At 68.9% G+C, this 15,106-nt stretch carries 13 protein-coding genes; all 13 read left to right on the plus strand.

The genetic code is table 11. The annotated features are described in order from the left end of the window. The first annotated feature begins 17 nt into the window (after positions 1–17). A complete protein-coding gene (gene murD, locus ON19_RS09905; protein WP_043689311.1) occupies positions 18–1,460 on the plus strand; it encodes a UDP-N-acetylmuramoyl-L-alanine--D-glutamate ligase in 1,443 nt (480 codons plus the stop codon). After that, on the plus strand, positions 1,457–2,899 hold the full coding sequence (gene ftsW, locus ON19_RS09910; protein WP_043689313.1) for a putative lipid II flippase FtsW: 1,443 nt from the start codon (positions 1,457–1,459) through the stop codon (positions 2,897–2,899). Before murD ends, ftsW begins: the two co-directional genes overlap by 4 nt. Next, positions 2,896–4,008: an undecaprenyldiphospho-muramoylpentapeptide beta-N-acetylglucosaminyltransferase gene (gene murG, locus ON19_RS09915; RefSeq protein WP_043689315.1), complete on the plus strand. Its 1,113-nt coding sequence runs from the start codon at positions 2,896–2,898 to the stop codon at positions 4,006–4,008. The genes ftsW and murG overlap by 4 nt, the downstream gene beginning before the upstream one ends. Then, positions 4,005–5,528, plus strand: coding sequence for a UDP-N-acetylmuramate--L-alanine ligase (gene murC, locus ON19_RS09920; RefSeq protein WP_051168693.1), 1,524 nt, complete (start codon positions 4,005–4,007; stop codon positions 5,526–5,528). The genes murG and murC overlap by 4 nt, the downstream gene beginning before the upstream one ends. A 6-nt stretch (positions 5,529–5,534) precedes the next feature. Further along, a complete protein-coding gene (locus ON19_RS09925) occupies positions 5,535–6,257 on the plus strand; it encodes a cell division protein FtsQ/DivIB (protein ID WP_372478703.1) in 723 nt (240 codons plus the stop codon). Positions 6,258–6,607: 350 nt separating this feature from the next. Beyond that, positions 6,608–7,852 carry a cell division protein FtsZ gene (gene ftsZ, locus ON19_RS09930; RefSeq protein WP_043689317.1) on the plus strand — a complete coding sequence of 415 codons (1,245 nt, stop codon included), beginning with the start codon at positions 6,608–6,610 and terminating at the stop codon, positions 7,850–7,852. 232 nt (positions 7,853–8,084) lie between these two features. Then, positions 8,085–8,813 carry a peptidoglycan editing factor PgeF gene (pgeF, locus tag ON19_RS09935; protein ID WP_083899259.1) on the plus strand — a complete coding sequence of 243 codons (729 nt, stop codon included), beginning with the start codon at positions 8,085–8,087 and terminating at the stop codon, positions 8,811–8,813. Positions 8,814–8,850: 37 nt separating this feature from the next. After that, positions 8,851–9,612: a YggS family pyridoxal phosphate-dependent enzyme gene (locus ON19_RS09940; RefSeq protein WP_051168694.1), complete on the plus strand. Its 762-nt coding sequence runs from the start codon at positions 8,851–8,853 to the stop codon at positions 9,610–9,612. Positions 9,613–9,717: 105 nt separating this feature from the next. Further along, on the plus strand, positions 9,718–10,500 hold the full coding sequence (locus ON19_RS09945; RefSeq protein ID WP_043689321.1) for a cell division protein SepF: 783 nt from the start codon (positions 9,718–9,720) through the stop codon (positions 10,498–10,500). A gap of 89 nt (positions 10,501–10,589) precedes the next feature. Beyond that, complete coding sequence (locus ON19_RS09950) at positions 10,590–10,892, plus strand: YggT family protein (RefSeq protein ID WP_039797136.1); 303 nt, start codon at positions 10,590–10,592, stop codon at positions 10,890–10,892. A 69-nt stretch (positions 10,893–10,961) separates the two neighbouring features. Further along, entirely contained in the window at positions 10,962–11,819 is an 858-nt protein-coding gene (wag31, locus tag ON19_RS09955; RefSeq protein WP_043689324.1) for a DivIVA-like cell division protein Wag31, read from the plus strand. A 77-nt stretch (positions 11,820–11,896) separates the two neighbouring features. Then, a complete protein-coding gene (locus ON19_RS40085; protein WP_083899262.1) occupies positions 11,897–12,097 on the plus strand; it encodes a hypothetical protein in 201 nt (66 codons plus the stop codon). A gap of 298 nt (positions 12,098–12,395) precedes the next feature. Then, the coding region (ileS, locus tag ON19_RS09965; protein WP_043689328.1) for an isoleucine--tRNA ligase at positions 12,396–15,106 on the plus strand (2,711 nt) is incomplete at its 3' end.

Below are 15,106 nucleotides of genomic sequence, written 5' to 3' on the forward strand. Positions count from 1 at the left end.
TGCGCTCACCAGGCCCCATGCTCGAATTCCTGCGCGGCCGCGACGTTCTGGTGGCCGGCTGGGGTGTGTCGGGACGCTCGCTGGTCGAACCGCTGCGCGACATCGGCGCGCGTCCGGTGGTCACCGACGGCGGCGCCGCTGCCCTGGCCGAGGCCGCGGAACTCGGACTGGACGTGGCCACCGGCGCGGAGCTGGAGAACGCCGACTGGAGTCGGTTCGCGCTGGTGATCACCAGCCCGGGCTGGCGGCCGGACTCGCCGGTGCTGGCATCGGCGGTGGCCGAGGGCACACCGGTGTGGGGCGATGTGGAGTTCGCCTGGTGGGTGGATCAGGCCAGGATCTACGGTCCGGTGCGCAAGTGGCTGGTGATCACCGGCACCAACGGCAAGACCACCACGACCCAGATGACCCACGCGATCCTGCGCGCCGCCGGAATCGCCAGTGTCGCCTGCGGCAACATCGGCCTGCCCATCCTCGACGCGTTGCGCCGCAACCCCGGTCCACAGGTACTCGCGGTGGAGCTGTCGTCGTTCCAGCTGCACTGGGCGCCGTCGGTGCGCCCGGAGGCGGGCGTCGTCCTCAACGTGGCCGAGGACCACCTGGATTGGCACGGCGGCCTGGACGCCTACGCCGCGGCCAAGGCCAGGGCGCTGGTCGGCCGGGTCGGCGTGGTCGGTCTGGACGATCCGGTCGCGGCCGCACTCGCCCGCAAGTCAAAGGCCCGCCGGACCGTGGGTTTCCGGGTCGGGGTACCTGCCGACGGCGAGCTCGGCGTGGTGGACGGCAAGCTGCTCGACCGCGCGTTCACCAAGGCCGCGATCCTGGCCGAAGTCGGTGACATCAGCCCGCCCGGACCCGCAGGCGTCGCCGACGCACTGGCCGCGTCCGCGCTGACCAGGGCGATCGACGTCGCTCCGCAGTTCGTGCGGGAGGGCTTGATCGAACACAAGGTCGGCCCGCACCGCGCCGCGTTCGTGCGCGAGCTGGCCGGTGTCGACTTCGTCGACGACTCCAAGGCCACCAATCCGCATGCCGCGCGCTCATCGATCCTGGCCCATCCGCAGGTCGTCTGGGTGGCAGGCGGCCAGCTCAAGGGCGCGCACGTCGAGGACCTGGTCGAGGAGGTCGCCGACCGGCTGGTCGCGGCGGTGCTGATCGGCGCCGACGCGCCGGTGCTCGCGGCCGCGCTGGCCCGACACGCACCCGAGGTCCCCGTCGTCGAGCTGGTCTCGGGAGACGATGCAGGGATGGGTGACGAAGCGTCGAGAACCGCCGCGGCCGACGCCGTCATGGCGCGGGCCGTACGAGCGGCCGCCGGTTTCGCCCGCCGCGGCGACACCGTGCTGCTGGCTCCCGCCGCTGCGTCCCTGGACATGTTCGCCAACTACACGCACCGCGGCCGCAGCTTCGCCGCGGCGGTGCACGCTCTGGAAGACGGTGACATCGGGCGGCGGCTATGACGGAATCGGCGCGGCGTAAGCGTGAGGCGGTCCCTCGGTTCTGGGCCTGGCTGGCGCGGCCGCTCGCGTCGTTCCATCTGGTGGTCACCATCGCCACGCTGCTCACCGTGCTCGGGCTGGTGATGGTGCTGTCGGCCTCGAGCGTCGAAGCGTACGCCGACGGTGGTTCGGCCTACTCGCTGTTCATCCAGCAGGCCATGTTCGCCGCCGTCGGCACCGTGCTGTTTTATCTGGCGCTGCGCATCCCGTTGCGCAGGCTGCGGCAGTGGTCGTTCCCGCTGTTCGCGCTCTCCGTGCTCGCGCTGCTGCTGGTGCTGATACCCGGCATCGGTTCGGAGGTGCAGGGCGCGCGGCGCTGGCTGGTGCTCGGGCCGGTATCGGTGCAGCCCTCCGAGGTCGTGAAGGTGACACTCGTGGTGTGGGGCGCGCACTTGCTCGCCTCCCGCCGCGCCGAGCACGCGAGCCTCAAGGACATCCTGGTTCCGCTCGTCCCCGCCGGTCTTCTGGTGTGTCTGCTCGTCGTACTGCAACCGAACCTGTCCACCACGATCGCACTGGGTCTCGTGCTCGCGGCGTTGCTGTGGTTCGGCGGCCTGCCGGTGCGCTTGTTCGTGACGATCGCGCTGTCCGGCGTAATCGCGGCAGGCGTGCTCGCGCTGTCGGCCGGGTATCGCTCCGATCGAATGAGGGCGTTCTTCAACCCTGTCGATGATCCGCAGGGCATCAACTACCAGGCCCGGCAGGCGCTGTACTCGCTGGCGGACGGCGGCATCTGGGGGCGTGGACTCGGACAGAGCCGCGCCAAGTGGAATTATCTGCCCAACTCGCACAACGACTTCATCTTCGCGATCATCGGAGAGGAACTCGGCTACCTCGGCTGTGCGCTGGTGCTCGGCCTGTTCGCGCTGTTCGTCTACACCGGTCTGCGCATCGCGACCCGCTCGGTGGATCCGTTCCTGCGCTTGCTCACCGCGACCGCGACGACCTGGATCACTTCGCAGGCGCTGATCAACATCGGCTATGTGGTCGGCCTGCTCCCGGTCACCGGCCTACAGTTACCGTTGGTCTCCGCGGGCGGCTCGTCGTTGGCCATCACACTGTTCATGTTCGGCCTCATCGCCAATGCCGCCCGACACGAACCGGAGGCGGTGGCGGCGCTGCACGCCGGACAGGACGGTCGTTTCAGTAGGCTGTTGCGGTTGCCCAAACCCGAGGTGTACGCACCGGCTCGGGCGAGCGCGGCCCGCCGCGGCCGTGCGCCCCGGCCGGCCGATCGCGGACCGTCGGCGCTGCCGCCGGGCAGGCGCGGGCGGTCCGGTGCGGAACCGCCGCGGCGCCGCTCGCCGGAGAGCCGCGGTACCAGTTCGGCGCGCGCCACCAGGGCTTGGGAACCCAGCTATCCGGTCAATCACGCAAGAGAACGGGGAAGATCTAGGTGATCTCGGTAATCGTCGCGGGCGGCGGCACGGCGGGCCACATCGAACCGGCACTGGCGGTGGCGGACGCGTTGCGGCGGCTCGACGATTCGATCCGGGTGACGGCGCTGGGCACCGAACGCGGTCTGGAGACTCGCTTGGTCCCCGAACGCGGCTATCCCCTCGAGCTCATCCCACCGGTCCCGTTGCCACGCAAACCCACTGTCGACCTGCTGCGGTTGCCCGGTCGGGTGCGGGCCTCGGTGGCCGCGACCCGAGCGATCATCGATTCGGTGGAGGCCGACGTGATCATCGGTTTCGGCGGGTACGTGGCGCTTCCGGCATATCTCGCCGCGGGCGCGGGCGTCCTGCGGCGCAGGCGCCCGGTTCCGGTGGTGGTGCACGAGGCGAACGCCAAGGCGGGCATCGCGAACAAGGTCGGCGCCCGTCGCGCGGCGCGGGTGCTCGCCGCGGTACCGGACTCCGGGCTGGCGAACGCCCGAGTGGTGGGCATTCCCGTGCGCGCCTCGATCACCGGCCTGGACCGCGCGGCGCTGCGCGCCGAGGCGCGGGCGCACTTCGGCCTGCCGCAGGAAGGACCGGTGCTGCTGGTCTTCGGCGGTTCGCAGGGCGCACGGACCCTGAACGAGGCGGTGTCGGGCGCCGCACCCCAGCTCGCCGCCGCGGGCATCTCGGTGCTGCACGCGCACGGCCCCAAGAACGCCCTCGAGCTGGACGACTCCGCCGCGGGCGGTCCGGATGGCGCTCGCTACGTGGCCGTGCCGTACCTGTCCAGGATGGACCTCGCCTACGCCGCCGTCGACGCGGTGGTCTGCCGATCGGGCGCGATGACCGTCGCGGAGGTCTCCGCGGTCGGGCTGCCCGCGTTCTACGTGCCGCTGCCGCACGGCAACGGGGAGCAGGAACTCAACGCACGGCCGGTGGTGCGCCAGGGGGGTGGCAGAATTGTCCCCGATTCCGAGTTGACGCCGAAGTACGTGATCGATGAGGTGATTCCGCTGCTCATGGACCCCGCACGGCTGACCGAGATGGGCCGGGCCGCCGCAGGCGCCGGGCACCGCGACGCCGCCGACGAAGTGGCGCGGATCGCGGTGGAGGTGGCGCGCCGATGAGCGACACCACCGCCGACCGGGCGACGCCGGACACCGATACCGAACGGACCGCGCTGCCCCCGGAGCTGGAACGCGTGCACATGGTCGGCATCGGCGGGGCCGGAATGTCCGGCATCGCGCGAATCCTGCTCGCTCGCGGCGGCGCGGTGTCGGGGTCGGACGCCAAGGAGAGCCGGGGCGTGCTGGCGCTGCGCGCTCGCGGCGCGCAGGTGCGGATCGGGCACGACGCCGGCGCCTTGGATCTGCTCCCGGGCGGTCCGACCGCGGTGGTCACCACATACGCGGCCATCCCGAAGACCAATCCGGAACTGGTCGAGGCCAACCGGCGCGGCATCCCGGTGCTGCTGCGCCCGACGGTGCTGGCGTCGCTGATGCAGGGCCATCGCACCCTGCTCGTCTCCGGCACGCACGGCAAGACCTCCACCACCTCGATGCTCATCGTGTCGCTGCAGCACTGCGGGTCGGACCCGTCGTTCGCGGTGGGCGGGGAGCTGAACGAGGCGGGCACCAATGCCCACCACGGCACCGGCGACATCTTCGTGGCCGAGGCCGACGAGAGCGACGGCTCGCTGCTGCAGTACGACCCGGACGTCGCCGTGGTCACCAACATCGAGTCCGACCACCTGGATTTCTTCGGCTCCGACGAGGCCTACGTGCAGGTCTTCGACGACTTCGCCGACCGGCTCGCCGCGGGCGGCCTGCTGGTGGTGTGCCTGGACGATCCGGGCTCGCGGGCGCTGGCCGAGCGAGTCGCCGGGCGCTTGGCCGAGCGGAACGTCCGGGTCATCGGTTACGGCTCGGGAGACCTCGCGGACGCGCCGGTGCCGGTGGGCGCGCGGCTGCACAGCTGGGAGCCGCGCGACGTCGGCGGGCTCGTGCAGTTCCAGCTCGCCGACGAGGCCGCGCCGCGCACCCTGCGCCTGTCGGTGCCGGGCAGGCACATGGCGCTCAACGCGCTCGGCGCCCTGCTCGCCGCTCACGCCACCGGCGCCGAGGTGGGTGAGGTCATCCAGGGCCTGGAGGGGTTCGGTGGCGTGCACCGCCGGTTCCAGTTCGCCGGACGGGAGAACGGCGTGCGGGTCTTCGACGACTACGCTCATCACCCGACCGAGGTGCGGGCCGTGCTCGGCGCCGCGGCCGAACTGGTCCAGCAGGAGGCCCGCGACGGCGCCCGGTCCAGGCAGGGCCGGGTGATCGTGGTCTTCCAGCCGCACCTCTACAGCCGGACCGCGACCTTCGCGCAGGATTTCGGCGCCGCGCTCAGCCTGGCCGACGAGGTCGTCGTGCTCGACGTCTACGGCGCGCGGGAGAAGCCGCTGCCCGGCGTGAACGGAGCGCTGGTGGCCCAGTCGGTGACGAAACCGGTGCACTACCAGCCCGATATGTCGCGGGTCGGCCGCCAGGTCGCCGGTTTGGCGTTGCCGGGCGATGTGGTGATCACCATGGGCGCGGGCGACGTGACGATGCTGGGCAGTCAGATTCTCGACGGACTACGGGCGCGGCCCCAGCACGGTCGGTGACCAGGCGTGCGCGGGGTCGGTTCGGCGCGCGCGGCCGGGCGCCGCGCGGGTGATCGGTTCGGCGCGATCGACTGGCGCCGAGTTCGCCTGTGGGGATTGCTGGCCGTGTGCGTCCTTGCAGTGGTTTGTGCCGTCGCCTGGTTCACCCCGGTGCTCTCGGTGCGGACGGTGCGGATCGAGGGGGCGGTGGCGGTTTCCGAACAACAGGTGCGGGATGTGCTCGAAATTCCGTCCGGACGTTCGATGCTGCGGATCGATACCACCCCGGTCGCGCGGCGGGTGGCGAGCATTCCGAAGGTGCGCACGGCGCGGGTGCAGCGCGTATTTCCGTCCACCGTCCGGGTGACGGTCGTCGAGCGCACCGCGGTGTTGTTCTACGACAGCCCGCAAGGCGCGCATCTGCTCGATGCCGACGGTGTGGAATTCGCGGTCGAGCCGACGCCGATCGGCGTGCCGAAGTTGATCACCGAGCACCCCGGCGACGCCGATCCGTTGACCAGGGCGGCGGTCTCGATACTCGCCATCGTGCCGCCTGCGCTGGCCGTTCAGGTGAGCGAGGTTGCCGCACGGTCCATTTCGGATATTTCGCTGAATCTGAAGGACGGGCGCACGGTACTCTGGGGCGGGACCAACGACGCGGAACGGAAGTCGGCGGTCGTGTTGCCGTTGTTGACGCGCCCCGGAACGGTGTTCGATGTTTCGAGTCCCAATCTGGTCACGGTAAAGTGATCCACACCCATTGCGCCCAGGGAATATTCGGCGGTCCGGGAGCTGTTCCGGCGCCGAGCACAGGGCCGGGGGGCAACCGTTCACCATACGACGTGTGGAGCGGCGAGACGAGCGGGATCAGGCAAGATTCTCGCTCTCGTCTCGGCGCGCCTGCGCGCGTATCGCGTCGGCTGCGAATAGCGTTCCGCACCAGTCGGATACTTGACATAACGCTAACCCTATGGTTGAGCTTTAGGGTTTGCCCAACCGCGGTTCGCTTCTTCGCAGCGACTCCACCCGCGGAACGGGCCGAGGCGGAGTGCCGAGCATCCGAAAACGACAGGCTTTAGATCGAAGGAAGGCGAGAGCCCATGACGCCCCCGCACAACTACCTTGCGGTGATCAAGGTCGTCGGTATCGGCGGCGGCGGTGTGAATGCCGTCAACCGGATGATCGAGCAGGGACTCAAAGGTGTCGAGTTCATCGCGGTCAACACCGACGCCCAAGCGCTGCTGATGAGTGATGCCGACGTCAAACTCGACGTCGGCCGCGAGCTGACCCGCGGGCTGGGAGCCGGCGCGGACCCCGAGGTCGGGCGCAAGGCCGCCGAGGACCACAAGGACGAGATCGAAGAGGTGCTCAAGGGCGCCGACATGGTCTTCGTGACGGCGGGTGAGGGCGGCGGCACCGGTACCGGCGGCGCCCCGGTGGTCGCGCAGATCGCGCGCAAGCTCGGCGCGCTGACCATCGGCGTGGTCACCCGTCCGTTCTCCTTCGAGGGCAAGCGGCGCGGGAACCAGGCCGAGGTCGGCATCAACCTGCTGCGCGAGTCGTGCGACACGCTGATCGTCATCCCGAACGACCGGCTGCTCCAGCTCGGTGATGCGGCGGTGAGCCTGATGGACGCGTTCCGTTCCGCGGACGAGGTGCTGCTCAACGGTGTGCAGGGCATCACCGACCTGATCACCACCCCCGGTCTGATCAACGTCGACTTCGCCGACGTCAAGAGCGTGATGTCCGGGGCGGGCAGCGCGCTGATGGGTATCGGTTCGGCACGCGGCGAGGGCCGCTCGGTGAAAGCGGCCGAGTCCGCCATCAATTCGCCGCTGCTGGAAGCGTCCATGGACGGTGCGCACGGCGTGCTGCTGTCGATCGCGGGCGGGTCCGATCTCGGACTGTTCGAGATCAACGAGGCGGCGTCGCTCGTGCAGGAGGCCGCGCACATCGAGGCCAACATCATCTTCGGTACGGTCATCGATGATTCGCTCGGAGACGAGGTCCGGGTCACCGTGATCGCGGCAGGCTTCGACGGTGGCGGGCCCGCCCGGCGCACCTTCGAGACCCCGGGCCGCAGCACCATCGGCACGGCGCGCTCGGGCGAGATCGGGCAGAGCCGCACCAGTGAGATCACGGCGCGCGGCAGCGACAGCACAACGAGCACGTCCGGTGCGAGTACGGCCGGCCGCGGCGCGGTGCCGAGCTACCGCGACACCGAGCGGGCGCGCACCCTGGCCGAGCCGACGGCGACGAGCAACTCGCGCTCGCACATCACGCCGCCTGATGCCGGCGACGATGACGATGACGTGGACGTGCCTTCGTTCATGCGGAGGGGCTAGCGCGGGAACGAGGTTCCGGCGCAGGCCGGGACCGAGCTGAAAGAGCGATCCCGGCCGGTGCCGGGACGCGCGAGGGGACACGGGGGTGGTGTCGGCGAAGTACGACGACCGACAAGCAATTTCAGGGGGAAGCGCAGGCCGGGAGGCGGCCCTGCGCGATCTATCGGGGGAAGATTTCGCCCCTACCTGGGCATTTCGACGGCCTTCGCCGAGCGCCATTAGGCTCGTGGCCATGACTATCGCGCCGACCATCACTGTCCGACGGGTCACCACGACCAGGTCCGGAGGCTACTCGGCGCCACCCTACGACTCGTTCAATCTCGGCGACCACGTCGGCGACGATCCGGCGGCGGTGCGGCGCAACCGCGACCGGCTGGCCGATGGCATCGGCCTGACGCCCGAGCGGCTGGTCTGGATGGAACAGATCCACGGCCGCAACGTGGAGATCGTCGACGGCCCGCGCGCCGAGCCGGTCCCCGCCACCGACGCGCTCGTGACCACGGTGCCCGGCCTCGCGCTGGTCGTGCTCACCGCCGATTGCGTACCCCTCCTGCTGTCCGACGACGAGGCGGGCGTGATCGCCGCCGTGCACGCCGGGCGGATCGGCGCCCGCATCGGCATCGTGCCGCGCGTACTGGAGGCGATGGTGTCGGTCGGTGCTCGCCTGGACCGGGTCGGGGCGTTCCTCGGGCCCGCCGCCTCCGGCCGGCAGTACGAGGTTCCCGCCGCGATGCGCGCCGACGTCGAAGCGCGCCTGCCCGGCAGCGCGACCACCACCGTCCGCGGCACGCCCGGCCTCGACCTGCGCGCGGGCATTTCCCGCCAGCTCACCGAGGCAGGTGTCGCCGGAATCGCGGTCGACCCGCGCTGCACCATCGAGGACCACACCCTGTTCAGTCATCGCCGTGGTGCGCCGACCGGCCGGATCGGCGGCGTGATCTGGATGGAGGCCGCCGCATGAGCGGGGGCGCGATCCGGGAGCTGGGCGAGGTGCGGGGATGAGCGCCGAAACGGGGATCGCGGTGGACGGCTCGCTCGCCGCCCGTACCGCCGAACTGTCGGAGAACCTGGCCGGTCTGCTCGCCCGCATCGACGCGGCTTGCCGGGCGGCGGGCCGGGCGCCCGATGCGGTGCGGCTGCTGCCGGTGACGAAATTCTTCCCCGCCTCCGATGTGGCGACCCTGCACCGGCTCGGCCGGCGCGAGTTCGGCGAGTCGCGTGAGCAGGAAGCCGCCGCCAAGGTGTCGGCCCTGCGTGAGGAAGGCCTCACCGACATCCGCTGGCACATGATCGGGCGGTTGCAGCGGAACAAGGCACGCAGCGTGGCCCGGTGGGCGCACACCGTTCACTCAGTGGACAGCGAACGTCTGGCAACCGCTCTCGATGCCGGTGCGGTGGCCGCGCTGGAGGCGGGGGAGCGTACCGAACCGGTCCGGGTGTTGCTCCAGGTGAGCCTGGACGACGACCCGGCGCGCGGGGGTGTCGCGGCCGACGATCTTCCCGTGCTCGCCGAACGGATTGCGAACGCTTCGGGATTACGTTTGTCGGGTCTGATGGCCATTCCGCCGTTGGGGGTGGAGTCTGATGCCGCATTTGCACGACTTGCGATGTTGCACACGTTGTTGCTCGCCGTTCATCCGGACGCGACGGAGCTTTCCGCGGGAATGTCGGGCGATCTGGAATCCGCGATCGAACACGGTTCGACGGTTGTGCGTGTCGGTACCGCCTTGATGGGTATGCGACCGATAACCTCGGGCTAGCAAAGAAACCTCATCAGTCACATTCGACACATATGCTGGCAACTGAAGAGGGCTGAGCAAGACTTCAACACCCGGCCGCCACCGGGGCCGAAGGAAGGTCGACCAATGAGCACGCTGCACAAGTTCAAGGCGTACTTCGGCATGGTTCCGCTCGAGGATTACGAAGACGACTACGTCGACGATCGCGCCCCCCGAGGCGTGGACGAGCGCGGTGCTCGCCGGCCCCGGCCCCGTGACTACACCGACCGCGACGGCTACGTCGATCGCTACGGCGAGGATCGATACGGCGCGGGCCGTTTCGACGACGTCGACTACCCCGAGCCCGCCTACAAGTCGCCGTACAAGCCGGGTTACTCGGTGTCTCGGCGCGACGACTACGGCGACGAGCCCTACGGCGACGATCGCTATGACGCGCCCCGGCGTCCCACCCGGATCGAGTCCGCCCCGTCGGGCCGGTTCCGGGCGGGCGGAACCGCGCCGCCGCTGCGCGGCGCCACCCGTGGCGCGCTCGCCGTCGATCCCGACGCCGAGGAGCGCAGGCTGGAGGAGCGCGTGCGTCCCGAGCCCGCCCCCGTGCGGCGGCCCGGGATCTTCGAGGACGGAGGCCCCTTGTCCAAGATCACGACGCTGCGCCCGCGCGACTACAGCGAGGCTCGGATCATCGGCGAGCGCTTCCGTGAGGGCAACCCGGTGATCATGGACCTGGTGGATCTGAGCAACGCCGACGCCAAGCGGTTGGTCGACTTCGCTGCGGGTCTGGCCTTCGCGCTGCGCGGGTCGTTCGACAAGGTCGCGACGAAAGTGTTCCTGCTCTCACCGGCGGATGTCGACGTATCAGCGGAAGAACGCAGGCGCATCGCGGAAACCGGCTTCTACAACCAGAAATAAGCTCGTGATCTGGGGGGTGGAGCAGACCGCACGCAGGTTGTGCGGCGCGGTCATTTTGCGCGAAGCGATTTTTACGGCAGAGTGAAGTCGTGGCCTTGTTCGCGGTGCTGTACTTCGTACTGTTCATCTTCTGGCTGTTGCTGATCAGCCGGGTGATCGTCGAGTTCATCCGTAGCTTTGCCCGAGACTGGCGTCCTACCGGTGTCGTGGTCGTCGTCTTGGAGGTGATCTTCACGATCACCGACCCCCCGGTGAAACTGCTGAGGCGGTTGATACCCCCTGTGTCGCTGGGCGGAATTCGCCTGGATCTGTCGATTATGGTCCTGCTTTTCATCGTCTTCATCCTGATGTCGATCGTGGGCAGGCTCGGGCAACCGGTAGCTCCGGTGTGACAGAATGGGCCGAGAAGACAGCTTGCTAGATCTGCTAGATCTCCAAAAGACGCGTGAAGGGATCCTTCCATGCCGCTGACCCCAGCCGATGTGCACAACGTCGCGTTCAGCAAACCGCCGATCGGGAAGCGCGGCTACAACGAGGATGAAGTCGACGCGTTCCTGGATCTCGTCGAGCAGGAGCTGTCGCGTCTGATCGAGGAGAACGCGGATCTGCGCCAGCGGGTCGCCGAACTCGACGCGGAGCTGGCCGATGCCAAGAAGAACCGCGGTCCCGGCGTGGTGAACGCCGCGAAACCGCCGGTCCCGCAGGCTCCGCCGCCGCAGCCGGAACCGATCAAGCCCCCGGTTCCCGCCGCGCCGCCCGCCCCGATGCCGGCCGCGCCGGTGGCCAAGGACGCGCCCGGTGCGGACGCGAACCTGCAGGCGGCCAAGGTGCTCAGCCTCGCCCAGGAGATGGCGGATCGGCTGACCAGCGACGCCAAGGCGGAAGCGGAGAGTTTGCTGTCGAACGCTCGGGCGAATTCCGAGCGACTGGTCGGAGATGCCAGGACGCGGTCGGAGGCCATGATCGCCGACGCCCGCCAGAAGTCGGACGCGATGCTGTCGGACGCGCAGACCCGCTCGGACAGCCAGCTGCGCCAGGCCAAGGAGAAGGCCGACGCGCTGCAGGCCGACGCCGAGCGCAAGCACACCGAGATCATGGCGACCATCACCCAGCAGCGCAGCGTGCTGGAGAGCCGGATCGAGCAGCTCAAGACGTTCGAGCGGGAGTACCGGGTGCGGTTGAAGTCGTACCTGGAGTCGCAGCTCGAGGAGCTGGAGAACCGTGGCTCGGCCGTTCCGGTCGACGGCGGCGAAGCCTTCGCGGATGCCAACACGGCGAACAACCTGGCACCGGCCTCCTTCGCCAAGGGCGGTAAGTAACGCGCCTCGCCCCAGCACAGCAGTTCGCATACCGTTAGAGGAACTGTCGAGCCGCCCGGCATGCCTTGGGGGTCACCATGCTCGTCTTGACACTCGTCCTTGCCGCGATCGGCTTCGCCCTGCTCGTGGCCGCGCTTACGACCGGGTCGGTGATCTGGGCGTGGGGCTGCATCGTGGTGTGCGTCATCGGTGCGATGCTCTTGCTGGTGAGCGCCTTGTCCATGCGGAGTCCGGATGGTGATGCTCCGCCGCCTCCCGGTCGTCATGCCAAACGGTGAAGGCGTCCGCGCCGGCCCAGCGCTGACCCGCCTCATCAAATGAGTTGACCGCTACGGCTAGAATCAAACATGAATACGGCGTCGATCCGGCTATCACCGGGGAGCCTTCGGAAGAACGGCGGCACGGCCTGCGGGGCGGCCGCTCAGTAGAACCGAACGGGTGAGCCCGTCACAGCTCGTGAACGAGAGGTCCGGTGTTCGCCACGCCGGACAAGCGGGGTGGTACCGCGGTTTCGGCGCACCGGGCGCCGTGATCGTCCCCGTGCCAACGAATACGGCACGAGGAGACGCATCCGCCATGGCGGACCACACTTCCAGCAACAGCGCGTACCCGCGCGTCGACCTGAGCGTCGGCAACGGGGCGTCGTTCCCCGAGATGGAGCGCCGCGTGCTCGACGCATGGGCGGCCGCCGACACCTTCCGCGCGAGCATCGAAAACCGTTCCGGCGCAGCGGAATTCGTCTTCTACGACGGACCGCCCTTTGCCAACGGTCTGCCGCATTACGGACATTTGCTCACCGGATACGTCAAGGACCTCGTTCCGCGTTTCCAGACCATGCGCGGCAAGCGGGTCGATCGGCGATTCGGTTGGGACTGCCACGGATTGCCCGCGGAAATCGAAGCCGAAAAGCAGCTCGGTATCACGGACAAATCACAGATCGATGCGATGGGCCTCGCGGAATTCAACGCGGCCTGTAAATCGTCGGTGCTGCGCTACACCGGGGAATGGCGCGACTACGTGACACGCCAGGCGCGCTGGGTCGACTTCGACAACGACTACAAGACGCTGGACACCGACTTCATGGAGTCGGTGATGTGGGCGTTCAAGTCGCTGTACGACAAAGGACTGATCTATCAGGGCTTCCGGGTGCTGCCCTACAGCTGGTATGAGCAGACGCCGTTGTCGAATCAGGAAACCCGCCTCGACGACGCGTACAAGATGCGTCAGGATCCGGCGGTCACCGTCGACATGGCGTTGCGCGTGCCCGCGGAGCATCCGCTGCACGAACTCGACGGCGCCAACGCGCTGATCTGGACCACGACGCCGTGGACGCTGCCGTCGAACCTGGCGATCGCGGTGCACCCCGACGTCCGCTATGTGCACCTGCGCGCGGCCGACGGCAAGCGTTACCTGCTCGCGGCCGAACGTGTTTCGCACTACGCGCGGGAGTTCGGCGAGGACCCGCAGGTGCTCGGCGAGTTCGACGGCGCCGGGCTGGCCGGACTGTCCTACGCGCCACCGTTCGACTTCTTCGTCGGCCACCCCAACGCGCACCGTGTGCTCAACGCCGACTACGTGACCACCGACTCCGGCACCGGGATCGTGCATCTGGCGCCCGCCTTCGGTGAGGAGGACATGGACGTCGCCACCGCGCACGGCATCGAGCTGGTGCAGCCGCTGGACGCGGGCGGCAAGTTCACCTCGATGGTCCCGCCGTACGAGGGCCTGATGGTGTTCGACGCCAATCCGGTGATCATCAAGGATCTCAAGGCGGCCGGGAAGCTGTTGCGGCACGAGACGATCGAGCACTCCTATCCGCACAGCTGGCGCTCCGGACAGCCGCTGATCTACATGGCCGTGCCGTCCTGGTTCGTCGCGGTCACCAAGTTCCGTGCGCGGATGGTCGAGCTGAACAGGCAGATCACCTGGGTGCCCGAGCACATCCGCGACGGCCAGTTCGGCAAGTGGCTGGAAGGCGCGCGGGACTGGAACATCAGCCGCAACCGCTACTGGGGCAGCCCGATCCCGGTGTGGGTGTCCGACGATCCGGCCTATCCGCGCGTCGACGTGTACGGCTCGCTGGACGAGCTGGAGCGCGACTTCGGTGTGCGCCCGGCCGATCTGCACCGCCCGATGATCGATGAGCTCACCCGGCCGAATCCCGACGACCCGACCGGCAAGTCGACCATGCGCCGGGTGCCGGAGGTACTGGACTGCTGGTTCGAATCCGGCTCGATGCCGTATGCCCAGGTGCACTATCCGTTCGAGAACAAGGAGTGGTTCGACAGCCACTTCCCGGGCGATTTCATCGTCGAGTACAACGGGCAGACCCGCGGCTGGTTCTACACGTTGCACGTGCTGTCGACGGCGCTGTTCGATTCCCCGGCGTTCAAGACCGTTGCCGCGCACGGCATCGTGCTCGGTGACGACGGCCTGAAGATGAGCAAGTCCAAGGGCAACTACCCGGACGTCAACGAGGTGTTCGACCGGGACGGCTCGGACGCGATGCGCTGGTTCCTGATGAGCTCGCCGATCCTGCGCGGCGGCAACCTCATCGTCACCGAGCGCGGCATCCGCGAAGGAGTGAGCCACGCGCTGCGACCGCTGTGGAACGCGTGGACCTTCCTGCAGCTGTACGCCACGAAGCCGGGGGTGTGGCGCACGGATTCGCCGCATGTGCTCGATCGCTACATCCTGGCGAAGCTGGCGCGAACCAGGGACGTCATCACCGCGGCGCTGGAGACCTACGACATCGCGGGCGCGTGCGAGGAACTGCGCTCGTTCGCCGACGCGCTGACCAACTGGTACGTGCGGCGCTCGCGGTCGCGGTTCTGGAGCGAGGACCGCGACGCGGTGGACACTCTGCACACGGTGCTCGAGGTGGTCTCCCGGCTGGCGGCGCCGTTGCTGCCGCTGATCACCGAGGTGATCTGGCGTGGGCTGACCGGCGGCGACTCGGTGCACCTGGCCGACTGGCCGAAGGAGGGTGAACTGCCGGACGATCCGGAGCTGGTCGCCGCCATGGACGAGGTGCGCGTGGTGTGCTCGACGGTGCTGAGCCTGCGGAAGGCGCAGAACCTGCGGGTGCGGCTGCCGCTGGCCGAGGTCACCATCGCGGCGGCCGACGCCGAGCGGCTGGCGCCGTTCGCCGACATCGTGGCCGACGAGGTCAACGTCAAGAAGGTGGACCTGACCACCGACGTGGACTCGCACGGCCGGTTCGAGCTGGTGGTCAATGCCCGCGCCGCGGGTCCGCGCCTGGGCAAGGACGTGCAGACGGTGATCAA

It is taken from the genome of Nocardia abscessus NBRC 100374 (assembly GCF_000308455.1).
GTDB lineage: Bacteria > Actinomycetota > Actinomycetes > Mycobacteriales > Mycobacteriaceae > Nocardia > Nocardia abscessus.